At 57.7% G+C, this 23,443-nt stretch carries 21 protein-coding genes; 5 read left to right on the forward strand and 16 right to left on the reverse strand.

From position 1 onward, the window contains the following. Positions 1–43: 43 nt before the first annotated feature. From E5K03_RS09750 to E5K03_RS09795, 12 genes are all read right to left on the reverse strand, one after another. Complete coding sequence (locus E5K03_RS09750) at positions 44–364, reverse strand: hypothetical protein (protein WP_138006661.1); 321 nt, start codon at positions 362–364, stop codon at positions 44–46. Further along, a complete protein-coding gene (locus tag E5K03_RS09755; RefSeq protein ID WP_138006662.1) occupies positions 361–2,766 on the reverse strand; it encodes a penicillin acylase family protein in 2,406 nt (801 codons plus the stop codon). The genes E5K03_RS09750 and E5K03_RS09755 overlap by 4 nt, the downstream gene beginning before the upstream one ends. A gap of 103 nt (positions 2,767–2,869) precedes the next feature. Beyond that, a complete protein-coding gene (gene ndk, locus E5K03_RS09760) occupies positions 2,870–3,349 on the reverse strand; it encodes a nucleoside-diphosphate kinase (RefSeq protein ID WP_138006663.1) in 480 nt (159 codons plus the stop codon). Next, positions 3,346–3,546, reverse strand: coding sequence for a 50S ribosomal protein L24e (locus E5K03_RS09765; protein ID WP_138006664.1), 201 nt, complete (start codon positions 3,544–3,546; stop codon positions 3,346–3,348). The genes ndk and E5K03_RS09765 overlap by 4 nt, the downstream gene beginning before the upstream one ends. Positions 3,547–3,549: 3 nt before the next feature. Next, the gene (locus tag E5K03_RS09770) at positions 3,550–3,774 is read right to left on the reverse strand and encodes a 30S ribosomal protein S28e (RefSeq protein WP_137198426.1); all 225 of its coding nucleotides are present in this window, start codon (positions 3,772–3,774) and stop codon (positions 3,550–3,552) included. A gap of 6 nt (positions 3,775–3,780) precedes the next feature. Then, entirely contained in the window at positions 3,781–4,143 is a 363-nt protein-coding gene (gene rpl7ae / locus E5K03_RS09775; protein WP_138006665.1) for a 50S ribosomal protein L7Ae, read from the reverse strand. A 166-nt stretch (positions 4,144–4,309) separates the two neighbouring features. Further along, positions 4,310–4,792 (reverse strand): MaoC family dehydratase, encoded by a 483-nt coding sequence (locus tag E5K03_RS09780; protein ID WP_138006666.1) that lies wholly within the window; start codon positions 4,790–4,792, stop codon positions 4,310–4,312. A gap of 74 nt (positions 4,793–4,866) precedes the next feature. Then, positions 4,867–6,741: a Glu-tRNA(Gln) amidotransferase subunit GatE gene (gene gatE / locus E5K03_RS09785; protein WP_138006667.1), complete on the reverse strand. Its 1,875-nt coding sequence runs from the start codon at positions 6,739–6,741 to the stop codon at positions 4,867–4,869. Between the two features lie 80 nt (positions 6,742–6,821). After that, positions 6,822–6,983 (reverse strand): HVO_2901 family zinc finger protein, encoded by a 162-nt coding sequence (locus E5K03_RS17220; RefSeq protein WP_171006664.1) that lies wholly within the window; start codon positions 6,981–6,983, stop codon positions 6,822–6,824. A 69-nt stretch (positions 6,984–7,052) separates the two neighbouring features. Next, on the reverse strand, positions 7,053–7,745 hold the full coding sequence (locus tag E5K03_RS09790) for an SOS response-associated peptidase (RefSeq protein ID WP_138006668.1): 693 nt from the start codon (positions 7,743–7,745) through the stop codon (positions 7,053–7,055). Between the two features lie 77 nt (positions 7,746–7,822). Continuing rightward, a complete protein-coding gene (locus E5K03_RS17715; protein ID WP_265338726.1) occupies positions 7,823–7,948 on the reverse strand; it encodes a hypothetical protein in 126 nt (41 codons plus the stop codon). Between the two features lie 100 nt (positions 7,949–8,048). Further along, positions 8,049–8,789, reverse strand: coding sequence for a ThuA domain-containing protein (locus tag E5K03_RS09795; RefSeq protein ID WP_138006669.1), 741 nt, complete (start codon positions 8,787–8,789; stop codon positions 8,049–8,051). 1 nt (position 8,790) lies between these two features. Here E5K03_RS09795 and E5K03_RS09800 point away from each other — a divergent pair, with 1 nt between their 5' ends. The 4 genes from E5K03_RS09800 to E5K03_RS09815 all read left to right on the forward strand — a co-directional run bounded on the left by E5K03_RS09800 (position 8,791) and on the right by E5K03_RS09815 (position 11,724). Then, positions 8,791–9,258: a hypothetical protein gene (locus E5K03_RS09800; RefSeq protein WP_171006665.1), complete on the forward strand. Its 468-nt coding sequence runs from the start codon at positions 8,791–8,793 to the stop codon at positions 9,256–9,258. Between the two features lie 59 nt (positions 9,259–9,317). After that, entirely contained in the window at positions 9,318–9,845 is a 528-nt protein-coding gene (locus E5K03_RS09805) for an MOSC domain-containing protein (protein ID WP_138006671.1), read from the forward strand. 108 nt (positions 9,846–9,953) lie between these two features. Continuing rightward, entirely contained in the window at positions 9,954–11,117 is a 1,164-nt protein-coding gene (locus E5K03_RS09810; RefSeq protein ID WP_138006672.1) for a DUF3179 domain-containing protein, read from the forward strand. Next, positions 11,107–11,724: a hypothetical protein gene (locus E5K03_RS09815; protein ID WP_138006673.1), complete on the forward strand. Its 618-nt coding sequence runs from the start codon at positions 11,107–11,109 to the stop codon at positions 11,722–11,724. Before E5K03_RS09810 ends, E5K03_RS09815 begins: the two co-directional genes overlap by 11 nt. Before the next feature lie 30 nt (positions 11,725–11,754). Here E5K03_RS09815 and E5K03_RS09820 read toward each other — a convergent pair whose 3' ends face one another. From E5K03_RS09820 to E5K03_RS09835, 4 genes are all read right to left on the reverse strand, one after another. After that, a complete protein-coding gene (locus E5K03_RS09820; RefSeq protein ID WP_138006674.1) occupies positions 11,755–12,720 on the reverse strand; it encodes an acetamidase/formamidase family protein in 966 nt (321 codons plus the stop codon). A 61-nt stretch (positions 12,721–12,781) separates the two neighbouring features. After that, positions 12,782–13,516: a hypothetical protein gene (locus E5K03_RS09825; RefSeq protein ID WP_138006675.1), complete on the reverse strand. Its 735-nt coding sequence runs from the start codon at positions 13,514–13,516 to the stop codon at positions 12,782–12,784. 50 nt (positions 13,517–13,566) lie between these two features. Beyond that, on the reverse strand, positions 13,567–14,262 hold the full coding sequence (locus E5K03_RS09830) for a DUF7344 domain-containing protein (RefSeq protein WP_321167627.1): 696 nt from the start codon (positions 14,260–14,262) through the stop codon (positions 13,567–13,569). Between the two features lie 604 nt (positions 14,263–14,866). Continuing rightward, positions 14,867–22,096 (reverse strand): PKD domain-containing protein, encoded by a 7,230-nt coding sequence (locus E5K03_RS09835; RefSeq protein WP_138006676.1) that lies wholly within the window; start codon positions 22,094–22,096, stop codon positions 14,867–14,869. A 509-nt stretch (positions 22,097–22,605) separates the two neighbouring features. Between E5K03_RS09835 and E5K03_RS09840 the strand changes: the two genes are divergently transcribed. Continuing rightward, a complete protein-coding gene (locus tag E5K03_RS09840) occupies positions 22,606–23,172 on the forward strand; it encodes a hypothetical protein (protein WP_138006677.1) in 567 nt (188 codons plus the stop codon). Positions 23,173–23,443: the final 271 nt, after the last annotated feature.

Raw genomic sequence — 23,443 nt, forward strand, 5'->3', positions numbered from 1 at the left:
ACAGGGAGCCCGATCTGGTGAGCACCGATCGTTGGTCGATCGATCACCGAAGCCCGCGCGTGAGCCCCCCGACAATCCCAAGTCCAACCCCGATTGCGATCGGCAAGACGGCTAATTCACCCATTGCGATCGTTCGATCGAGCTGTCCGTACGCGACAATCTCTATGAAAAATACGCCGACTGTGAGCAGGCCAAACGTCGCACCATATGCGATTCCACCGCGGACGCTTCGGGCCAACTGCGAAAGCAGCGCTGCCCCGACGAGTACGCCGAGCCAGTGGGCTGCGGCCATCCCCAATCCGGCGACAATGAGGAGTCCGGCAGCGATTGCTCGATCAAGCCGGTCCGATTTCCTCAGGCTCATTGGCTCCCTCCGAACTCGTAGCGAACCGTATCTGGATGCGACAGCGACAGCGGCTTGTACTCTCCGTCAGCCCACAGGCGGAGCTGATCGACGTAGTTCGGCGAAAAGTACCGCCCAGAGTTTCCACCGGGCAGAATCGCCTCGCTCGTGCCGTCAGGTGACCAGAGCATCCGCCAACTGCTTCCCGCGACGCCGTTGACTCGGTAGTTCCTGAGTGTCGTCGGGGAGCCGTCGGTCGGATACGATGGAAAGTTCAGAAACTCGAGTCCGAACGGATGGGTAATCGCACCCGTAGTGTTCTCGTCGCCGTACACGTCGAACCCGGCGTCGTCGATTTCTTCGAGCGCGCTCGTGAGCGCTTCCCGGAGCAGCGCATCCCGATCGCGATCACCGAACCATCGGCTCTCCGGGTCGAGATCCGCGAGGACCCAGTCACTTGGATACTGGCCGGCAAAGCCAATCTCATCGAGCAGATCGTCGAACACCAACTCGCGATACGTTTGAAGCGCATGCACAAAGATGAGTGCTGCCTCGCTCTCTCGATCCATGCCGCCGTCCCACGATTCGAGCGTGGCGATCGCATCTGCAAGCGTACGATTAGACGACTCCTCACGAACCGCCGCGGCAAACAACGGAACGAACTGTTCGGCCCGCCCGTCGAGGGTATCGCGCTGCATCTTACGGACGAACTCTGGCGTAACGGGTTCTGTGGATGCGAGGCGATCGTCGAGGAGATCGTACAGCCGTTGGCCACGATACGGCGCTCCGTACGACTCCGCAAAGTAATACGGGTAGCGATCGTCGTCGATGATTCGCTGGTTCGCGGTTCCGAGGGCGTCTGGGTCGATTGCGTGGGGCATTTCCTCGAACGAAATAAAGCCGTCGCCGTCCCACTCGGGCTCGCCGAACGGTTCGAATCCGGCCCACTCGCCCTCACCGGCGGAGCCGTCGAAGACCTGATTGCCCGGGACAGCCTGGCCGTCTGTTCGACGGATGGGGACTTGACCGGTGACGTAGTGTGCGATCCGGCCGTCGTCGTCTGCGTAGACAAGACACTGCGTTGGGAGGTCAAACAGTTGGGTTGCCTCGAGAAATTCGTCGAAATCCGCCGTCCGTGGATACTGATAGATCGCTTCTGTCGTTCGGGTGCCGCCGTGTCCCGTCCACGCGACCGCCACTTCGCTGCCGTGTCGTTGGATGATAGGCCCGTGGACCGTCCGCCGACGGACGATCGTCCGGTCCTCATCGCCTGTGACTCGAATCTGACGTTCCTCGGTTTCGTACTCATGCCATTCGCCCTCATATCGGTACCGATCGCCTGATTCGTCAGTCTCGTACGTATAGAAGTCGATCACGTCCGCACCGGCGTTTGTAAACCCCCATGAGGCACGATCGCTCCTGCCAATAATCACGAACGGAACGCCGGGGAACGTCACTCCCCGCACGTCAGCAGCCGGTGTCTCGACGCGCTGTTCGTACCAGATCGCGGGTGCCTGCAACAAGAGATGCGGATCGTTCGCAAGGATCGGCTCGCCGCTATCTGTGTGTTCTCCAGAGACGATCCAGCTATTCGAGCCGATTCCCGGAGGAGACTCGAACTGTGAGAGATGATCGACGAACCCCGGGTCGATCGATCGGGTAGCATCGCCTGGACGACCCTGCTCTGAGGACTGTTTGATTGCGGCACGATCACCCGCCGGCCCGTCAGTTCCCTCACGCAGGATCGGGCTGTCATGATCGTAGCGATCTGGATACAGTTCGTCGGTCGCGTCTGCACCGAGTTCGTCGGCGATCGCGTTCTTTCGTAGTGTCCGAAATGACCCTGTCAGCGTCCACGAGATCTGTTTTTCGGTCAATAGCGTGTCAGCAGGCGTCCACGGATCCGGTTCAAATCCAAGGAGATCGAACTCCAGTGGGAGCGTTCCCGCCGAAATTCGGGCGTTCACGCCGTCTGCGTACGCTTCGATTCGATCGCCGGCCGGCGTTCCCTGCACCCGTTCCCACGTGGCCTCGGCCGCGTCGTCGAAAGCCATCCTGATATGAAACTCATCAGAGTCGAGCGTGGCCGCACCGACGACCGCTGAGAGCTGCCCGCGCATCTGCCGGCGCTGCAGATCAAGCTGAAAGAGTCGATCGGCCGCCTGGAGGTACCCGATCGCGTAGTACGCCGCGTCCTCAGTTTCGGCCTCGACGTGCGGGACGCCGTACTCGTCCTGTCTGACAATCGCCTCCCCGTAGGGACTCGAACGCGTTGTTCGATCGGGCCGCGCGCCGTCCCACACTCCGCCTGATAACGGCGCGAATCCCTCGAGGTACGTCCGTACCGGAGAGAGCACCCCGCCAGCGGCGACGCCACCGACGATCGACGCAAGCAGTGCCCGCCGTGTCGACTCACGATCCATAGCAGACGCTCGGTTGGGAGTACAATAAATGACGACAGAATAAACGCGGGGAAACACCCCGCGAGTGGTCATCTGGGGGTGGTCCGATGGCGATCGCGTCCGGTTAGTGGTCTTCTTCTTCGTAGATCCACGTCGCGGCCGTGTGATCGTAGTCGATGAGCTCCTCCTCGTCGAAGAAGAGCTCGATCTCGCGCTCGTTTGCGCCCTCATCCTCGTGATCGGAGCCGTGGATGACGTTGTGGCCCAGATCGAGGCCGAAGTCGCCGCGGATCGTCCCCGGCGCAGAGTCGGCGGGATCGGTCTCGCCCATCATCTTGCGGACCTGCCGCGTCGCGTCCGCACCCTCCCAGACCATCGCGAAGACGGGTCCGGAGGTGATGAACTCGACGAGGCCGTCGAAGAACGGCTTGTCCTTGTGCTCGCCGTAGTGTTCGTGGGCGAGATCCTCGTCGATCTGCATGAACTTCGCACCGACGAGCTTCAGGCCACGGTCCTCGAAGCGAGAGACGATGTCGCCGATGAGGCCGCGCTGAACGCCGTCGGGTTTGACCATCACGAAGGTTCGCTCGTCGTGGTGGCTCATTCGTCCTCACCCTTTCCGCGCTGGCGGCGGCCCGCCTCGGTCCACTCAAGATCTCGCGCCTCACGGCCGAGTAGGTAGTTCTTTTCGGCTTTCGAGTCTTTGAAGTGCAGGATTGTTCCGTCCGTTCTGACGTACATCGTGCCCGTACCGGGCTCGATCTCTTCGCCCGTGTAATCGCAGGTTCGCGTGTTGACCATGGATTATCGGCCTCCGATCGAATCGGCGTCTCGTTGGGTCTCTCTGAGCTGGAGCACGTCTCCCTCTCGGACAGGCCCAAGCACGTTTCGTGTGATGATCCGGCCCTGGTTTGAGCCCTCGCGGATGCGGCATTTGACCTGCATGGCCTCGCCGTGCATCCCGGTCTTGCCGACGATCTCGATGACCTCTGCGGCCGTCGAATCGCCGTTGTTGTCCTCGGCGCTCATAGGTGGTTACCGGAGTTCCTCGACCTTCGCGGCGATGTCCTCGACGTCCGAGGAGGCCTCGCCGGCGTCGACGATCGCCGCAGCCGCACTGCCGACCTCGAGGCCGGCGGCGTGGCCGACATCGTCTTGGGTCTCGACGAAGACAACTGGGATGCCCTTCTCTTCGGAAATTTCTGGAAGGTGCATCACGATCTCTTCGGGTGAGACGTCTTCGGCGACGAAGACGAGCTGCGCGTTGCCGCGCTCGACGGCTTTCGTCGTCTCGTTGGTTCCTTTCTTTACACTACCTGTGTCTCGAGCGACCTCGAGGGCCTCGAGGGCTCGCTCTGCGAGGTCGGCTGGGATGTCGTAATCTACGTAAACTGGCATGGTTGTTCACCTACTCCCGTTCGTGGGCTCGCACGTTCGCGCCAATGGTTCGGTCCCTTGTGACGCGAAGCATCATCAACCCCGAACAGGCTGTACACCGACGTTCGGCGTGACCCCATAAAAGCGCTTTCAAACCGACGGGGGTGTGTGAGCCGTCACCACGGCGCTATTGGGCGGTTTCGTCTCCGCCTCCGTCAGCAGGACTGTCGCCCGTCCGCCGTGCGACCATGACGAGTCCGACCATTGAGAAGACGACCTCGTTGTCTTGATTGATCGTCTCTGTTTTTGATCGGACAAGTCCGCGTGTATCGGTTTCGACGGTTTTCATTTGGATCTCGTTTCGAATCGACAGCGTGTCACCCGGCCTGACGGGACGTCGCCACCGGAGTTCGTCGACGCCCTTTGCACCGACCGACGCGATCTCGTCGAGGACACCCTCGACGAGCAGTCGCATGGTCATTGCGGCGGTATGCCAGCCGCTCGCGATGAGGCCGCCATATATGGACTCCTCGGTTGCGCGCTCTCGATCGGTGTGAAACCACTGCGGGTCGTACCGTTCGGCAAAGGATCGTATCTCGGATTCGGTCACGTCGTAGTGGCCGTAGGACGCTGTCTCACCCTCAGTGAGATCAGAAAAATATCGAACCATACTGATCCGATCGATCCCTCGCAAAAAAAGCCCCTGGGTTCGTTTACCGTGCACTCACGCTCGGTGACAATCGCTCACGATCGCTTGCCGATCTCCTCGCGGAGAATCGAACTCACCGTCTCGCCGTCGGCCTTTCCGCGAAGTTCGGCCATACACTCGCCCATGAGCCCCGAGAAGGCGGCCATTCCCTCCTCGGCGACCTGATCGGCATTGCGTTCGACCACGCCGGCGATAATTTCTCGAACCTCGCTTTCGTCGACGCCACCCAGTCCTGCTGCCTCGATCGCCTCCTCAGCGCTCAACGACGGATTCTCGGCAAGTTCGGAGAGTACCTCGGTGAGTCCTTCCCGGGCGAGGTCGCCACCGTCGACGAGGAACAACACAGACAGGAGCTGCTCCTCAGACAGATTCTCGACAGGGATATCATCGCGGCGCAGCTCCGTGAGCGTGCTTTCGAGCGTCGTTGCCGCCAGCGTGGGATCGATTCCGGCAGCGATCGCCTCCTCAAACAGCGGCATCCGACGGCCGTAGGCGACCTGCTCGGCCAGCCCGGCGTCAAGGCCTAGTTCCGCCTCGTAGCGATCGACCTTCTCGGTCAAAAGCTCCGGCGTCTCGACCTCGCTTGGATCCGGCTCGACAGGCGGGACGTCGGTTTCGGGATACATTCGCGCTGCGCCCGGCAGCGGCCGGAGGTACCGGGTCGTCCCGTCCTCGTTCGCGCCGCGAGTTTCTTCCGGGACGCCCTCGATCGCCGTCTCGGCCCGGCCGGCGACCGCGTCGATCGCCAGTTCGGCTGTCTCGGGAGCAGCGGCGACGATCGCAACCGCGTCGTTCTCACCTGCATCAACCGTATCGCGCAGTGCAGCTACCTCCTCGTCGGTCACCCCGTAGGCCGGTAGCTCGTCGGTGTGGAAGATTCCACCCGCGCCGTGGCGCTTTGCGTGATCGGAGAGTTCGGTTCCGAGACGGCGATCGGGCTGGAGTTCCCGGCCGACGAGGCCGTCGAAACCGTAAAGTGGAACCGCCGTCACCCGTCCGCCCGAAGCGAGCGCACCGCCGATCACGCCGGAGTCAGTTTCCTCGAACACGGCGGTCACATCGGTCGTCTCGCCGACTGACGCGTCGCGATCGCGGAGTTCTTCGGCGATTTCGACTAATTCTGCCTGCCGACCGACTTCGTATTCGACGAGTTCGTCGATCGTCGCGAGATCCTGCACGCCTTTGATCTCGACGCGCGCGCCCTCCGCGATAGAGACGTTCACGTCTTGGCGGATGGTACCGAGCCCGCGTTTGACTTTGCCGGTCGATCGGAGTAACATCCCGATTCGCTGGGCAGCCTCCTTGGCCTGTTGTGGGCTTCGGATGTCCGGGCCGGTCCCAATCTCGACCAGCGGGATGCCGAGACGATCGAGGCTGTACAACACGCCGTCTTCGCGCTCTTCGACGCGCTGGGCGCTTTCTTCTTCGAGCATGAGGTCGACGATCGAGACAGGTCCGTCGCTCGTTTCGATCTCGCCCTCTTGGCCGAGCAGCATCGTCCGCTGGAATCCCGAGGTGTTCGAGCCGTCGATCACGAGCTTTCGCATAACGTGGACCTGATCAACGACGCGCATATCCAGCAGGGCGGCGATCTGCATTGCGACCGCAAGGGCTTCGGCGTCGACCTCAGTCGGTGGTTCGTCGTCTTCTTCGACGAGACAGGTTGTGTCGTACGCCAGGTACTCGAACTCGCGATCGACCCGGCTCTCTTCGAGCGCAGCCTCATCGAGCTCTCCAAGCTCACTCTTTGTTGGGTGAAGGAATCGCCGCAGCGTTCGCTCGGCTTCGTCTGGCTCACGGAGCGTTGTCGGCGAATCGCAAAACAGCTTGGTCTCAGTGTCGAGTTGCTGGTGGATCTCGAGCCCCGCGACCAAACCGAGCGACTCGTAATCGTGCTCGGACGTACTCATTGTTCATTCCTGCGGCGTGGGAGAGTAAAAAGGATGGAGATGTGTTGTTGTCGTTGACAACGTGCCAACAGTCGACCGCGTTAATCGAGGCGTCGGAGTCCCTCGCCGATCCCGCTGGCGGTACAGCCATCTTTGGGACACTCGTAGTGCCATCCGTCGCGGGTCGCCTGTCCTTCAGGGAACGTTGCGCCGCAATTTCGACAGGTGAGCAGATCCCGACCGCGGGCTTGTAGCTGGGGCATAGTCAGATATTCGCCTCATATGGCTTCAAAATACCGCTTTTTTCCAATAAAATCAAGAGATCGTGAGAGTCATTCGCAAACTGGGTCAATCAGGGTCGGATCATCGTTGGCCGGACTGTTGACGCGAGTCGAAACTGGGTACGCGCGGAGTTCGTCGTCGGGATATGGGTCAAGAATCGACGCCGCAGCGTTAGGGTCTGCGTGGAGCCACTCGTCTTCTTCATCCGGATCGAGGATAACCGCCATCCGGTGGTGGAGGTCCACGATGAGGTCGTTCGGTTCAGTCGTCACAATGGCAAACGATTCGACCACGTCGTCGGTCTCTGCGCTTCCGTCAGTAAAATCGCCGAGCCCAGTCTGGGTGGTCGGTGGTCGCCACCGCTCATAAATGCCGGCCATCGCGAAGGGCCGATCGTCCTCGAAGGCGACCCGGTAGGGCTGTTTGCTCCCGTCGCGATCGACCCACTCGTAGAATCCGTCTGCGAGGACCAGACATCGCCGAGACTCGTAGGCATCAGAGAAGCTTCGTTTTTGGCGGATCGACTCTGCCCGGGCGTTGATTAGATCGAAAGACTCGTCAGCCCAACTCGGTGTGAGTCCCCACGTGAGACGGTGCATCATCTCGGGATCCTCGTTTTTGATCACGGGTAGCGACTGGCCGGGGGCACAGTTATAGCGCGCCGACAGCGGCGTTTCTGGAGTTGCGCCGAATCGATCGACGAGTGCTGATTCGGGTGTAAAAAGTGAGTAACGGCCACACATACGCAAACCGAGGGTCTCGATCGGTTAATTGGTGACGCTTGGCGTCACCATTGATCTCCGCGGTCGTCTCGTCACAATTACATTCCCGTGCTCAGCATCCAAATGACCGCAATTCCAAGCAAGAAGATGAAAATTGCAACCCCGAACAGCACGACCATCAATCCCAATCCGGCCGACTGACTCGCGTCCACCTCATCAGGCATATCACTGGTACGTGATCGATCGACAAAGACCTCGCGGTGAACGCACCTACCGATCGTTCAGACCCGCTCGGGGAGTCCGTCTACTCGTCGTCTACGTCACTCAGTGGACAGTCCGATCGTCACTCATGTCGATCGGCTCGATCGGGTCGGCGTTCCCAAACGTTGGCGTCGGGCCGTCGTCTGCTGCGGCCCATCGAACACCGTTGACGAGCACCTGCTGAACCGCCTCGTCATGGTAGACGGGATACGTCTCGTGACCTGGTCGGAAGTAGAACACGCGCCCGTTGCCGCGGCGATAGCAACAGCCCGACCGGAATACTTCCCCACCCTCGAACCACGATGTGAAAACGAGCGTCTCCGGCGCGGGAATGTCGAAGCGCTCGCCGTACATTTCGGCTTCGTCGAGTTCGATGTACTCGTCGACCCCATCGGCGATCGGGTGACCCGGTTCGACGACCCACAGCCGCTCGGTTTCTGCGGCTTCGCGCCATTTCAACGAACACGTCGTTCCCATGAGTCGTTTGAAGATCTTCGAGTAGTGCGCTGAGTGCAAGACCAACAGGCCCATGCCGTCAAGAACACGTTCTTGGACGCGATCGACGATCCGGTCGTCGACCTCACCGTGGGCCGCGTGGCCCCACCACGTGAGGACGTCCGTACGATCGAGCACGTCCTCGCTCAGCCCGTGTTCTGGCTCATCGAGTGTCGCAGTTTCGACCTCGAAGCCGGCTTCCTCGAAGACGTCTGCGAGGACCGCATGAATGCCATCGGGGTAGACGTCCGCGACCACGTCGCTCTCGCGTTCGTGTCGATACTCGTTCCAAACTGTTACTCTGGTCATAGTGACGATTGCCGGGCGGTCGTACAAGTACTCACCGAACAGCAGAGAGAGCTATCGCTGCGTTCTCGTCAGCGAACTTTTTACCGCCCACACCGTAGGGTACGACGTGTTCGATCGCGATCCAGTGCTCCATCCAGACGATCGACCCGAACCCGACGAGGATGGCCCGTGGCTCTCGATACTCGCCATAGCGCTCTGTGGGTGGATACTCCTCGTCGCACTCGACAGGACCTTGCTCGTCGAAGGAACGTTCCTCTGGGCGACGGTTCGGATCGGCTACACCCTGATCTGTGCGCCGCTCGTCGCTGCGGCGCTGTTACAAGACAGCCGCGCGCTGGCAGTGGACGAAATTGAGATCGGCCGATCGATCTGGCTCTACGCGATCGCTTCGCTCGTGTTTGCCCCGATTTCGATTGCGTACCTTGGCCACCGCTACTACCTCGTCGTTCGATCGATCGCTAGCGCCTGAGATCTTCCATTTTGTGCTTCTGACGCACGTTAATTCGTCTGTAGCTCATACGCAACTACATGACACGCGTCAAGGCGATATTCACCGCCGAAGCTGCGAGCGAACCGATGAACCGCCACGAATCGATCGGCGTCGTCGAGGGCGGCCTGGCGGGCGATCGGTACCAGCGCGGTACCGGACACTACAGCCCGTTCGACATCTGTGAGGTGACGTTCATTTCACAGGGGGCGATTGAAACGGTCCGCACGCGGTATGATATCGACCTCTCGGACGGCCGCCACCGTCGGAACATCGTCGTCTCGGAAGTCGACCTCAAGGAGCTTTTAGAGACGACGTTCCGGATCGGCGACGCAGTCTTTCGTGGGACACGGCCACGGCCGCCGTGTGCACACGTCGAGTCGGTTGCAAACGAGGATGGCGTTGCCCGGGCGCTCAGTGAGGGGCGTGGCGGCATCTGTGCCGACGTGATTGAGCCCGGACCGATCGCGGTTGGCGGTCGGGTGGAAATCGTTGAGGCGGATCCACGGACGGTTGGCCAAGCGATCGCCGATCGGTTGGCCGAGGGCGCTGACAACCGGACCTCCTGATCGGGTTTGAGGCCCAGCTTTCGAAGGGTCCTGTGACGGCACCGTATCATGTGCGGTCGGTACGCACGACCGTGATACCGTTTATACCGCTGCGGATAATAATTAGGTATGAACAGTTCACAACCTATCGATCGAAGACGCGCGCTCGCGGCGATCGGTGCACTCTCGTTGGCCGGCTGTCTCGGACGCGCTGAGGAGGCTGTACGGCCAGACAACGCGTCCGGTGCCGACAATTCTGCGCAGGCGGACGAGCCCGAGTCTGGGCCACCGTCGGATACCACTGAGTTGGATATTAATGGGATCACGAAGGATCCAAACGGCGATGCGCCCATCGTGACCGGTGAGGCCCTCCACATGGCACACGCAGTCGACGATCTCAGGGAGGCCGCCTTGAGCGGTGGCCCGGGCGTCGACGGAATACCAGCGGTGGATAACCCACAGTTTGAGCCGATCGCGGACTCCAATCTCGGGGCCGACAAACCAGTTTTTGGGGTCGTCCGCGACGGGGAAGCGAAGGCGTACTCCCAGCAGGTGCTCGTCTGGCACGAGATCGTTAACGATGAGATCGCCGGCGATCCGATCACAGTGACGTACTGCCCGCTCACCGGGACCGCACAGGGGTTCGATCGGGGTGAGACCACCTTCGGTGTCTCCGGGCAACTCATCAATAGCAACCTCCTCATGTTCGACCGCGGCACCGGAACGCTGTGGCCGCAGATGCTCGCACAGGGAATTGAGGGACCCCTGCTCGGCAAACAGCTCTCGGAGTTTCGGCTCGTGTGGACGACAGTCGGCCGTTGGCGTGATCGCTACCCCGACAGTGAGATCATTACCAACGACACGGGCTACCAGCGGCGATATGGCGACGATCCCTACGGTGGGTATACGCCCCAATCTGGGTATTATGAGACAGACCGAACGATGTTCGAACCACTGGCTGAGTCCGATGCGGCCCATCCAAAGTCTGTCGTGATCGGGGCTCGGACACCCACAGGGGCGATCGCCGTCGACAAAGAACGGCTGCTCGAGGAGCGAATTCTCTCGGGAACAATCGGGAACGAGCGCTACGTTGCGGTCGCCGACCCCGGCTTGCAGACGGGCTACGTGTACCACGATCCAGACGGCGCGACGATCGAACCTGACGGCGACGGCTACCTCGTTGACGGCGAAACGGTACAGCCAGAATCGCTTCCGCTCGATCGAACGATCGCCTACGACGCGATGTTCTTCGCGTGGTACGGCTACTACCCAGACGCTACATATGTCAACTGAAACAACTGAAGAGCCTGACGTCGTCCGCACACACCTCTCGCGCCTCTCGATCGCCCTCCGCGGGACACTCAGACGTCGGGACGGCCGCATTGCCTTCGTTGTGGGGCTCATCGGCTACTTTCTCGTCTACGAGGCCGCGGTCCAGAACCTCGCTCGGGCGATCGATCCCGGCACGGTTGGGATCAACGTCGTCGACGATCCACTCGCGTTGGCATTTCGGTCGACAGGACCGTTTCAGTACGAGCCGATCGCGTTTTTCCAGCTCTACGCGGTTGATTATCTCTTCGCGCCAGTGACTGCGGCGATCGGCCTCGGATTGGCCGCCCTCGTTGCGGCGAACCTCGCAATCGCGTACGTCTCCTGGCGGGCGCCGAAGGCGTGTGGGATCGATCGCGGGCGATCCTCTTCAGCTGGGCTGTTGGCCAGCCTGCCTGCGCTGTTGTCTGGGACGGTCTGTTGTGGCCCCGTGTTGCTGTTGATCGTCGGTATTCAGGCAACTGCTGGGCTCATGGCGCTATTTCAGTGGTTGCTGCCGATCGCCGTGCTGTTGCTCGTCGGGTCGCTGTTTTGGGTCAGCAAAGGCGTCTCGCCCGACGCCGCGGTGTGACGGTTGGTGTCGCGTTCAGTTCGGTCGCAACTACGTTTCCTCCGGGAAGATGCTCTCAGGAAGATAGGCGGTGACGATCCAGTTCGGGGCGTCAACGACCTCGCTCACTTTGAGATCGACGATCGCAGAGCAGAGGATGTACGCCTCCCCACGGGTCAACCCCCGTTCGGCTTCCAGATGATCGATCATGTGCCTGACGGCCTTTTTTGTTGCATCCATCAGATCGTCGGAGATGCCAGTGGTACCGTACATCGGCTCGTCCTGACCAGTGGGGGTGAACGGCCCCGTGGTCTCCAGTTGTGGCTGGTGGATGTCCATGTCTTTGCGGACGTCGATCCGAGCGGTCACGAACATCGGACACTCGATACCCGTCACACAGACCTCGCCGTCACCCTGTGCAGCGTGGCAGTCGCCAGTCGAAAACAGGCCGCCCTCGACCTCGACTGGGAGGTAGACTGTCGATCCCTCGGTCATGTGTTTGACGTCCATGTTACCGCCAACATCCCGCGGCGGAAGGGTGTCGTGTGCGCCCTCGGCGGCAGGGGCGACGCCGATCGTCCCCGGGAACGGGTCCAGCGGGATCTCGATCCCGTCGACGAACTGTCCGACGTCGCCGTCGAGATCCCAGATGTGCAGGCCGGCCTCCTCGAAATCCTCCGGGAGCAGTCCCAGTCCCATCTCGCCGGGCATGAACCCGGTGTATCCCCAGCCTTTGTGTTGGAAGTCGAGTAATTCGATTTCAAGTACGTCACCGGGTTCGACCCCCTCGACATAGACTGGGCCAGTTAGCGGGTGAACAGGGTCGAAGCTTGCATTTGCGAGGTCCTCAGCGGTCGAGTCAATGTCGAGTTGGCCGTCGAGGGCGTCTCGACAGTCGAACCGGACGACCTCTCCGGGGTCGATCGTGAGCGCTGGTTCGAGGCTGTTGTCCCACGCGCTGTGAATGTTTGTGTCTGCTGCTGAGAGGCGGTGGTCGATCGTGTAACTGTCACTCATACCTGTATACCAACGTAAAATAGCAACGAGCAAAAATCGACTGGTAATTGAGCGGAATACGTCAATTATTGGATGATTTGTTGCCGCTAGCCCCCTTACATTCGCCAGTTGACTCTGTGTATATTTCGTTGTTTATTTCTATTTCTGTTATAATATTAACTCCAGCTTCTTTGTTGAGATTCACCCCATCAGACGGAGTAACGTTAACAGTCTTCTCGTCATCCTCGCTGTTATCGCTCGCGTCTGACTCCCCACGTACGATTACCTCAATCTCCCGATCACTGTCGGCACAGAGGAAAACTTGCGCCGATTGATCGTTGGGGTTTCCGCGGAAATCAATAACTGGATCAATAACTGGATGACAAGTCACTGAAAAAGGCCTGACAATCGAAGCTGTTGCGTTATTTGTAGAAACGATAAATTCGAGCTCTCCTTCTGCGTTGCCAACTTCTGCACACTTCGCACAAATCGCAGTTCGATCATCAATCTCAGAAAGCGGTGTATTTTCGGCGCTTATGTCTTCTAGAGTCGATTGTTCTCCGACAAATTCTACGCGATCTATCTCAAGTTCCGCTTTCCAATGATTTGTGATCTCAAGCAGATCGACTTTCTCGCCAACATTCGCTTTCGAGGTATCAGGCGCTTCGATTTTTATATACGCATTCGCATCATCGGCAACACTCACTTCCAGTCCTCGATCGGCCCTCGCGGACGAAAACGCGCCGGTCCCGGTCATTGCAGCGACACTGCCAAACCCGACCATTCCTGCCGTGCTCAAAAGGGCGCGACGGCTCATTGGTCGGTTTGCGGTCGTCCGATCGCGTCGTCGTTTTCGTCCCATAGGTATCACTTCTCGGCGAGAATTGGCTCGCCATCATCGCTATCAGTTGCATCCATCTCGGCACCGATCGCGTCGGTCCCGGCCGCTGGCTCGCTATCACTCCGTGCGGTCTTGGCCTCACGAATCCGTCGTGCCTCGGCTGGCTCGTCTTGCCGGCCGAGCTGGTTTGCCTTTGCGTGGTACACGTGCGCACCCGCAGACGTTGCGAGCGCAACAGTCATGAACGCCATCCAACTAATCATGGGAATCAATGAAAATGGCCAGGCTTCGACCCACACCGCGAGGGTTAACGCGGTAAAGACGCCGGCCAATCCAAGGTAGTACACGCTCCAGGGGATCTCGTTGCCCCGAACGACGTCAATATAAATGTCGATATCGTCGACGATCGGTTCGGGGTCCACCACACCGCGATTCTTGTCGAACTCCACGATTCCAGCATCGTCCATCTTCGGGAGGTGTGACTGCTGTAGTGCAGTGTACACACGCTTGCGCTGAGCGCCTGTAATCTCTCGAACAGAGACATCATTCTCCCATGCGGCAATCTGCTCGGCTAGCGGACCGAGTTCAGTTGGCCCATCGAGTTGCTTAAGGGCGTGAAGGGTATACCGCCGCCGCCGGTTAGCAAGGACGTCAAAGAGCTCATCGTCAGCAATACGATCGACTCTTTGAGAGGAGTCCCCATCAAGACTAGCCACACTCATTCTCGATTTGAATATATTCATGGACTAATATAAATCTATAGTTTTGACAAGTTTTTTACTGGTTCACTGAAGGTCGTTAATTCTCTATTATGAAAATCGCACAGTAGACATCAACACCGTTTGTCAGTCAAAATGTTGTTTTTCAAATGAATAATAGAATTACATCGGTTATCAGATAAGATATTGGTGAATGATTGCAGGCCTAATTCAGGGAAATTGAGGTCCAAAGCTGATGAAAAGAAGATTAGGTTAAATTATACAATATGAGACTGATAATACAACTGGTTTGAACGATCGGTGCGTCCACGTGTTCTGATCACAACTCAATAAATTTCCGTCAATGAAATATGCAAATACAAAATAAAATTTGTGAAACAAATCAGAAAACCCGAGATAAATTGTATGACGGAATATTTCCGAAAAAGCAGCTAAATATTTGGGGGTCACGTACAGAGAAATATACGACATTCGGATTGATGACTGGTGCGTTTGGAGTATCCGATATCCGCAGGGTAGTATGATATTGTGGGCTGAGTAAAGCCCAACCCATCCACTGCTAGTACCTCCTCAGCATGGACTCATCAGTCCCTACGATCTCCTCGTTCTACGGCTCAGTGTTTCCGAACGACGAGATATCGATAGCAAAGACTCGCCCGTTAGACGAGACGAACACGGTTCCGTCGTTGTATACCCCCGACTCAAGTTCGTCCATCGAGAGGCTACCCTGCTTATCACCAGTATCTGGATCGACGACACTGGCGCCGTCGTACGAACCCACAACCACTTCAGATTCGACAAATCGGATATCGGGGTCGTATCCAGACGAGGTTTCTGATGTCCAGACCGAAAGACCGGTGGTCGCATTGAGACGCGAGAGGTATTCTTCACTGGCGACATAGACCGCTTTTCCACGGATGACAATCTCCTGCGATGAGGTTTGTTGGTTCCACTCAGGCCATATACTCCATCGTTCGGAGCCATTGTCGTCGACTGACGTGACGAACGTGCCATTAACGTCGGTACCTACGAAATACGTGTACTCATCGCTCACCACTGCGGCGTCGATTCTGCCGTCTTCAGCGGGACTGAGTGCTGAGGAAGATGCATTCCAGCGTTCCTGCCCAGACTCAGGTTCAATAGCGATCACGTCGCCATCAGTCAAATAGCTGTTCCTCTCGTAGACAATCGCAGTCTCAGATACGTCGTGAATCTCTGTGTTTCGAGAATCGTTTTTGATCCAGAGGCGATCGCCAGTCACGCTGTCACGGGCGACAATTTCGTCCTGTCTGCTCGATTCGTTGTACACCTGGTAGACCACTCTCTCATCGACTGTATCCACCTCGCTAACATAGCCTGGCGTTGAAACGTTCCAGTGACGTTCTCCTGTTTTGAGGTCGACCGCCATCATCGTCTCAGACGATTCAATCACGAGAGCATCGCCTGCATGCTCGATCGTGCTATACTCTTCTCTTGGCAAAGTCCACAAGACATCGCCACTTGAAGGATCGATCGCAACAACACCCTGACCAGACGCATACAACACATCGTCGATCAATTCCGTCTCGTATACAGGCCCCTGGGTTTCGACACGCCATACCGTCGAACCGTTTTCAGCCGATCGAGCCTCAACGACACCGGTTGCGTTCTGTGGGTCTTCTTCTTCAGCACTAAATGCAGTGTATACCCGCTCTCCATCAGTTGATGGGCCAGATGACTCTGTACCGTTTTCGCTCCGCTCTGTCACCCATTCGAATCCGATATCCGTCCGAATATCATCTATTTCGACAGTTTTTCGATCGGTATCAACCGTCCCATTTGGTCCTTCAGCCCTGACACCGATCTCGTAGCTTCCGGTTTGATTCACTGGGACCGATGCCCTGAATCCACCGAAAGACTCGTACTGGCCATCTCCGTTGAGGTCCCAAGTAATCTCCGTTTGGTCGTACGGGAATTCATTCAATTCGGTGTCTCCCTGGAGTATTCGACCACCGAGTTGCTGACTCGTGTACAACTCAACAGACGCAGCCGACTCGACATCGTACCGTCGTTCTGTGGTAACATTGTTTCCGGTTTGATCGGACACGGTAAGCGTGACCAGGAGATCATCGGCCTGTTCGGGTTCAACGGTCACATTTTTGCCAGTGTATTGGTCTCCATCGATCGTCCAGGAGTACTGTGTATCAGTTATATTGCCGGACGAGCTCGCTTCGAGTTCGAACGGCTCATCGACCCGTGGCTCATCGAAGGATTCGATCGAGAGGTCGAGTTCCTCAACGACTCTCACCGTTTGGTTACTTTCGGACTTGCCGGCATCATCGTCCACTGCCGAACCAGTCACTCTCCACACTCCCGTCTCGTTGGGTCGGACTGTGTATACGGTCCCGTTTGTCGACAGGCGTTGCCCACTTGGACTAACAACTTCGATCGATTGATTTTCTACTTCTCCATCGGGATCTGCAGCGAACAGATCAATGGAGAACTCGTCGTTGACCGTTACGTTCTCTGTAGGCACCTCGACATCGACGTCTGGCGGACGATTCGTTACGGTCACCGGGTGAGTCGCTGATCGAACCGTCCCATTATTATCGCGGACACGAAGCGTCACTGGATACGTGCCGTCGTCATCGAAGGATTCGTTCAGTTTCTCGGTAGATCCATCAGATACTACTCGCTCGTCTACGATCCACTCGTATTCGACGATCCTTCCGTCCGGATCAGTGCTTTCTGTTCCATTTATTTCGATCGGCTGCCCAGTTGGCACCTCATTGGGTGCGGTGATCGTTGGTTCCGGCGGCGCGTTGACGTAGAATTCTGCCTCCGTCGTGTTGGTCGCACCGTCATCGTCCGTGACTCGAAGTGTTACCGTCTGTGTGCCAGGCGTATCGAACGATCGGTTGAGCACACGCTCACCTTCTTCGAACCCATCGCTCTCGGAGAACCGCCACTCGACAGTTTCGACACTCCCATCCGGGTCGAAGCTGTCGAGCGCGTCGAACGCAGCCGGCTCGCCCACGACTGGCTGTTCGGTGCGGCGAGTCGCAGCCGCGGTCGGCGGTCGATTTTTCACGGTTATCTCGGTCGACGTTTGTCGCTCAGTTCCGTTGTTGTCGGTGACACTGAGTGTGATCGTGTAGTTGCCATCGTCCGGGAAGCGCACAGTCTCCTCGGACCCATCGCGATCGGACGCTCCCTCAATGTCCCATTCGTAGGCATCGATCGAGCCGTCTGGATCCGTCGACCCTGATGCGTTCAACGCGATCGCTTCGTCAGTAAAGGCTTCTGTAGGTGTGTCGATGGTTGGCTCCGGCGGCGCGTTGACGTAGAACTCAGCTTCTGTCGTGTTGGTCGCACCGTCGTCATCGGTGAGCTGAAGCGTTGCGCTCTGTGTTCCGTACGTATCAACGGTGGCTTCAGCCTCTTTGCCGGTATCATCGATCGATCCCTCGCTTATATTCCACTCGTATTCGACAATGTCTCCGTCTGGATCAACGCTCTCTGTCGCACTCAGTTCGATTGGTTCGTCGACAATTGGCTGTTCAGTTTCGGCCGCAACCACTGGCTGTGGAGGCCGATTTAACACTGTCAGATTCTGTGATTGAACGGTGGTGGCACCGTTGTCATCCGTAACTGAAAGCGCAACTGGATACGCTCCGTCGTCCGCAAAGTCTACTTCAACGGTCTCGCCAGTTTCCTCAGTGTTGCCATCCTCATCAGTGTCCCAGTCGTATTCGACAATCTCACCATCAGGATCAACGCTCGCAGACGCGTTCAACACAGCTGCTTCGCCTGTTTCAACCGCTCTCGGAACATCGAACGCCGGCTCTGGCGGTGCGTTCACGCGGACGGATGTGTTTGCACTGTCAGTTTCGCCGAAGACATCGACAACTGAGAGCGTTACGTTCCGTTCGCCCGGATCGTCGTACGCTACTTCGAGTGTGGGCTCGTCGGTCGAGTCGTCTATAGTGCCGTCTCCGTCTGTGTCCCACTCGTATCGCTCGACGTAGGTGTCTCCCGGCCAGTCTGGATCAATCGAGAGAGTTACGATCTCATTGACCGTGGCGTTTGAGGGGTTCGCCTGGAGTGTCGGCACCGATGGTTCAGAGCCGATCGCGCGCAGGCTATCGAGGACCACTGATCCGTTTCCGCGTACCCTAATTTCGAGGGAATCATCCGCTGAGAGGTTCCCCGGCAGGTCACCGCGGATGGTCTGGTTTCCATCCTCTTCGAGTTTCACAGATGAGATGTTATACCTGCTCCCGTCCCGAGAGCGCACGTACATGTCAATGAACAACTCACCGTCAATTTCGTCGACCAGTGCGTCGTACTCGACGAGTCCCTGCTGGAAATCGTCAAGTCCGGGCTGTTCGTATGTCTCGTTCGCAACGCCACCGTCGGGGTTGTATTCCTTCTCGTCGTCGATCGACTTTGAACGTCGCGCTGGCAAACTGTTGAAGCTTGCTTTCTCACTCCAGTCGCCAGTGTTTCCGGCAGTGTCGATTGCCCGCGCACGAACGTCTATTGAGCCAACAACGTCCAGTGGCACGTCAGTCTGTTCAGCTGATCCGAGCGTCTTCCAGTCTTTCCACGCAGTGTCGTTCGATCGGCGGTACTCCAACTCAATCGATTGAATTGGTTCGTTTGGATCGGGATTGATCGTACCTCCGGTCACGCTGTCGCCCGCGGAAACGGTCACTTCGGGGGCAGTCGTGTCGCGACGAAGGCGAACAGTATCCGTTTCGACATTCCCGGCTTCGTCTCGAACCTCGATCGTCGCGTTACTTCCCGCCCGCTCGGCCTCGGCAGTGACGCTGACAGACCCATCTGTGGCCTGTTGCCACGAACTCCACTCGGCTGCGCTCTCACGCACGCGGTATTCGAGATCGGCAGGATCCGTCCGATCGTCGTCGACAGTCCACTCAAGAGGAACGGCTTCATCCTGGGTCACCCGCCGTGTTTGGATGTCCCCATCAACAAGGGTCTGCTCGTTACTTGGTGCTGTTTCGAGTTCGATATCTGGCGAGGTCGTATCCGGTGGTTCGTAGGTGAGAGAAGTCTCATCCCAGTCACCGGTATCTCCGTCCAGGCCCGTCGCGCGAGCCCTGATATCAATATCACCCGTTCGTGGGGCGGTCAGCAACCCGAGTCCGTCCGTGTCTTCGATTGTTTGCCAGTCTTCCCAGCTTTCGTTTCCGGAATCTCGAACCTGCAGCTCGACACTCTCGATCCGTCGCTCTGGGAGGACGCGGACGTACACATCACCTATCGTTGGGTCATCCGGCGCTTCGACAGCGGTCTGTGGGGCACCCTCACTCACCACCAGGTCGACGTTCCGTGCTGCGGTTCGACCAGCATTGTCTCGCACTTCGAGTTGGACACGAGTGATCCCATCATCGTAGTTCAGGTCTGGAGACACTCTTCCATTTGCGGGCGCGCTCTTCCACTCACCGAGTTCGGTGAATCCATCGCCGGTGTCGGCCCTAAATCGGTACTCGAGTTCGTCCGTCGGGGTCTTTGCATCCCACAGCAGCCACGTCAACTGGACCTCAGAATCGTTTGTGGGGTATACCGTGTTTTCATCCCCGAGCGACACCGGTTCTGGGCCTTCAACCAGATCTGCAACTGGCCGTTGGATGTCTGGTCCGGCACGTTCGGAGACACTGAGAGGAGCATCGGCGTCGGATTCAATCCGGACCGGGCCAACCGCACCGTCGGCGCGGACAATCACGTACGAGGAATCACCTGCATCAACGGTCCCACTGAGCGTCGATCCATCTCCAGTGAGCCGATCGCCGGTTTCATACCGCGGCTGATCGGGTCGATCAGAGACGACTGTCACGTCCATTTCATCGACATTCGCTCCGGCGACTTCGAGATCGATCTCGTCTGCATCTTGTGTGGCCGCCGCAGATCCGTTGATTTCAACCACAGCGTAATCAGACGATGTGTCCATAGTGTCGTAGACAACTGATTCATCGTCTGTCGTCCAGCCGTGCGTCGGCATCGACGTGTCTTCGGCAAGCGATCGTTTTGGTGCGCCATACAGTTCGTTCGTCGTCTGTTCGTAGTCTGCGAGAAGTTGGACGCGAAGTGATTCAACATCAGATCGAATGATGTGGTACGCCTGTGGATCCTCGATCCCAGCCGAATCGCCGATCACGTCCTGGTGGACGTCAGCGGTGTACACTGGCAACAGTTCGTAGGTTTCTTTCAGTAGTTCCTCGCGCTCTTCGAGCAACTCACGCTGTTTCGCCGAGTCGTTGTTCTCGATCGCCGTTTTGAGTTCGTCGGTGTTCGTTTCAAGCGCTGCGAGGTTTGCCTGCAGATCGTCGTGGCTCTGGGCTCCTGGATCGACGTGAATTGCGACCGCCTGTTTTTGAATGCCTGATCCGTATTCTGAGAAGAATTCATTAGCATCGATCAGTGCATTGACAGCGGCGACGACTTTCTGGACGGCGGCGATCGGTGTCGGCGCGTAGCTGAGAATCCAATCTTCGATTTCGCCTTTTATTTGTTCGTCTAATCGGAGTCGCTCGCGAATCAGCGCCGCGGCATCGTCTGCATCAGTCGTTGCATCTTCGTTCCACGCGTTCTGATTAAACGAATCTTCGCGGTACGTTTGGTAGATCCCTGCTGGATACTCATTGTCTGCATCGAAGAGGAGGCCCGCGTTCCGGTCGCCGATCGGATCGTCATCGATCGGAGCTCCAGTTTCAGGTGTCCGGACGTATGCACGCTGGCCGAGTTCGACGAGCGAGAACGCAGAAAGTTGCTCGGTTTCGGCTTGGTAGACGACACCCTCGTCGGTCTCTTCAACGAATGAGACCGTTGTCTGGGCAGTTTCCCACTGGTCTGTCGTCTCATTATACCGGACAAGCTGCACTGCTCCGGTCCCATTGCCCGCGTCGTCCGGGACGGTGAACTGGAACGTCGCGTTTTCGATCGCGCTATCGGGCGTCTCTGGATGGGAAACGTTAACATACTTTAGCGGCGTGCCGTCCGGTTCTTCGCTGGCTTCTGACGGTCCCTCATTTTCAACACTGAGCGTCGTGTTGTAGGAGGTATTGTCCGCGTACGTGATATCAAACGCGTCCAGCGATGGCTCGTCTGATTGGGAGGTGTTGAGACTCGCGGTGTCGATCGGAACGGTGTCTCCTGTCGATGCTGTCCCGCTGGTTTGGACGCTGTTTTCGCCCTCGATCGGCTCAGATGCAGGCGGTTCGTCTTCAGGGTTGTCAGTGTCTCGATCCTCACTGTCGTCGGATTCTTCTTCTCGGTCTTCTGGAGAGTCACCTGTGTCGGCCGCATCGTCCGCGTCGTCTGTGTCCGCCTCATCGGCCGTGATGGTGACCGAATCCAGTGACTCGATCGTGGATGCGTTCTCGGAGTCGATCAACACCGAAACTGGAACGGTGTCGCCCGGATCGAGCGAAACGCCGACGGCGTCCTCGCCGTCGAGCCGAGCGGTCCCGTCTTCAGTCGGAGCGGAGAACTCCACCCCGTTGGTTTCATCTTTGATCGTTACGGCAACGCGCTGAGTCCCGTGGTTCGAGACGGTAAACACGTCGTCGAATGATGTCGTCGCGTTCGGATTGAGCCCCTCGGCGTTGGTCCCTGTCCCGTCGAATCTCAGTTGGAGTTGTCCGTTCTGTTCTGTAGCATAGACGCCATTGGTACCTTCAGCCGGTTCTAAGCCAAGAAACGCGTTCGCATCGTTCGTCACTGTGACGCTTACGTCGCGATCCGCAGAGATGCTCGAAAAGGCCCCGGTCCCCGCGACTGCGGACGTAACGAGCAACGCAGCCGTCAACAGCGCCAGCGTCTGTTTCCTATTCATCGTCCCCCCTCGCGTTCGGACGCATCCGTCATTGGGACAAAATCATCTGTTTTCAACGTAGTATTGAGGCGCCTGAGCGAATTCAAGCAGGGCGTGAAGCGATCAATACGGTATCATATTGGTTGTGAAGAGAGTGGGATGCGATCGGTGCGTGTCCTCGAGCGGAGACAGGATTGCCGATCGATTCGCGTATATTTGGGCACATACGGGCTATCGATCCGTTGCATAACGGCGCAGCGTGAGGAGCCGAGATCGGGGAGAAATCAGTTAATAGGGCGGTAATTCATACGTTCAGGGAGGGCCTGAAATGTACAGAGAAGCTGTCTTACGCCTGTTTACAATCTTACCGCAAATATGATAATTGGATGCCAACTGTGTGTTTCAGGCCAGCCCTTCGAGGTTTCTGGCGGCCTAATACAATGTCCCTCCCCCATATAGAAGAAACTGGAACGTGGCCCTGGACGATCGCGGTGATCGATCGGGGCTGCGCTAACCGAAGTGAAACAACTATGGAACGACGCAAATTCGTAATCGGTTTGGGGGCATTGGCAGCAGGAAGTAGCGCGGCGGTTGGTACGGGCGCGTTCACATCTGCGAGTACTGGTGATCGCAGTGTCGATGTTAATGTGGCTAACGACTCCGCTGGTTTCACCGCCCTTGTGCCCGGTGAAAAGAACGGTGAATACGCGGAAGAAACTGATGGCACCCTCGAACTCAATTTCAATGGGGATGCAGATACTCCAGGGTATCTGGATAATGATGGAGAGGGAGTCAACGAAGATTCCGTCTACACGTTTGATGATGTGTTCGTAATTCGCCCTGTAAATGTCGGCTCCGCCGACATCTGGTTGACGACCGAGGACCTCGCCGGTGTGCAATTTTATGCAGAAGATGATGAAGAAGACCGTCTTGAAGAAGCTCTCTGGGAAACAGGCGGAACAAAAACAAGTTACAATGAGAGCGTTGGTGGTCTGTCAGTTGGCGTCAAAATAATTGAGGACGAACTGGACAGTGAGGATGTTGAGGGTTCAGTCACCATTCACGTTGAGGAGGAACCCGGGAGCGTTCGTGACTGACACCGAGCAGTAGCTAACTTCCTATCTCTTGGGCGCAGAAATAGTAAAACGACGAAGGTTGTTATAGAATCCGGCGAACACACTTTCTACACTGATGATCCAGAAAGTGACCACCAGTGGACTGCTGAGGTGGGTCTTGACACGAGATCGGTCACACAACCTAGAGGAGTAACCGTTAGTAAACCGTCCAGTGGAACCGTCCAACTCAGAGATCCGGGAAAGAAGTCGTTGACGAGTGGACGCCGTGATGATTGGACCGTGGAGAAACACC

Source organism: Halalkalirubrum salinum, from assembly GCF_005543295.1.
Taxonomy (GTDB): Archaea; Halobacteriota; Halobacteria; order Halobacteriales; family Haloferacaceae; genus Halalkalirubrum; species Halalkalirubrum salinum.

Bases quoted from the DNA above. Each gene is read 5' to 3' on its own strand.
- E5K03_RS09780 (WP_138006666.1), bottom strand. From the start codon at position 4,792: ATGGTTCGATATTTTTCTGATCTCACTGAGGGTGAGACAGCGTCCTAC.
- E5K03_RS09770 (WP_137198426.1), bottom strand. From the start codon at position 3,774: ATGAGCGCCGAGGACAACAACGGCGATTCGACGGCCGCAGAGGTCATC.
- E5K03_RS17220 (WP_171006664.1), bottom strand. From the start codon at position 6,983: ATGCCCCAGCTACAAGCCCGCGGTCGGGATCTGCTCACCTGTCGAAAT.
- E5K03_RS09805 (WP_138006671.1), top strand. From the start codon at position 9,318: ATGACACGCGTCAAGGCGATATTCACCGCCGAAGCTGCGAGCGAACCG.
- E5K03_RS09755 (WP_138006662.1), bottom strand. From the start codon at position 2,766: ATGGATCGTGAGTCGACACGGCGGGCACTGCTTGCGTCGATCGTCGGT.
- E5K03_RS09825 (WP_138006675.1), bottom strand. From the start codon at position 13,516: ATGAGCCGTCGCGCCCTTTTGAGCACGGCAGGAATGGTCGGGTTTGGC.
- E5K03_RS09750 (WP_138006661.1), bottom strand. From the start codon at position 364: ATGAGCCTGAGGAAATCGGACCGGCTTGATCGAGCAATCGCTGCCGGA.
- E5K03_RS09840 (WP_138006677.1), top strand. From the start codon at position 22,606: ATGGAACGACGCAAATTCGTAATCGGTTTGGGGGCATTGGCAGCAGGA.
- gatE (WP_138006667.1), bottom strand. From the start codon at position 6,741: ATGAGTACGTCCGAGCACGATTACGAGTCGCTCGGTTTGGTCGCGGGG.
- rpl7ae (WP_138006665.1), bottom strand. From the start codon at position 4,143: ATGCCAGTTTACGTAGATTACGACATCCCAGCCGACCTCGCAGAGCGA.
- E5K03_RS09810 (WP_138006672.1), top strand. From the start codon at position 9,954: ATGAACAGTTCACAACCTATCGATCGAAGACGCGCGCTCGCGGCGATC.
- E5K03_RS09790 (WP_138006668.1), bottom strand. From the start codon at position 7,745: ATGTGTGGCCGTTACTCACTTTTTACACCCGAATCAGCACTCGTCGAT.
- E5K03_RS09815 (WP_138006673.1), top strand. From the start codon at position 11,107: ATGTCAACTGAAACAACTGAAGAGCCTGACGTCGTCCGCACACACCTC.
- ndk (WP_138006663.1), bottom strand. From the start codon at position 3,349: ATGAGCCACCACGACGAGCGAACCTTCGTGATGGTCAAACCCGACGGC.
- E5K03_RS17715 (WP_265338726.1), bottom strand. From the start codon at position 7,948: ATGCCTGATGAGGTGGACGCGAGTCAGTCGGCCGGATTGGGATTGATG.
- E5K03_RS09835 (WP_138006676.1), bottom strand. From the start codon at position 22,096: ATGAATAGGAAACAGACGCTGGCGCTGTTGACGGCTGCGTTGCTCGTT.
- E5K03_RS09765 (WP_138006664.1), bottom strand. From the start codon at position 3,546: ATGGTCAACACGCGAACCTGCGATTACACGGGCGAAGAGATCGAGCCC.
- E5K03_RS09795 (WP_138006669.1), bottom strand. From the start codon at position 8,789: ATGACCAGAGTAACAGTTTGGAACGAGTATCGACACGAACGCGAGAGC.
- E5K03_RS09820 (WP_138006674.1), bottom strand. From the start codon at position 12,720: ATGAGTGACAGTTACACGATCGACCACCGCCTCTCAGCAGCAGACACA.
- E5K03_RS09830 (WP_321167627.1), bottom strand. From the start codon at position 14,262: ATGAGTGTGGCTAGTCTTGATGGGGACTCCTCTCAAAGAGTCGATCGT.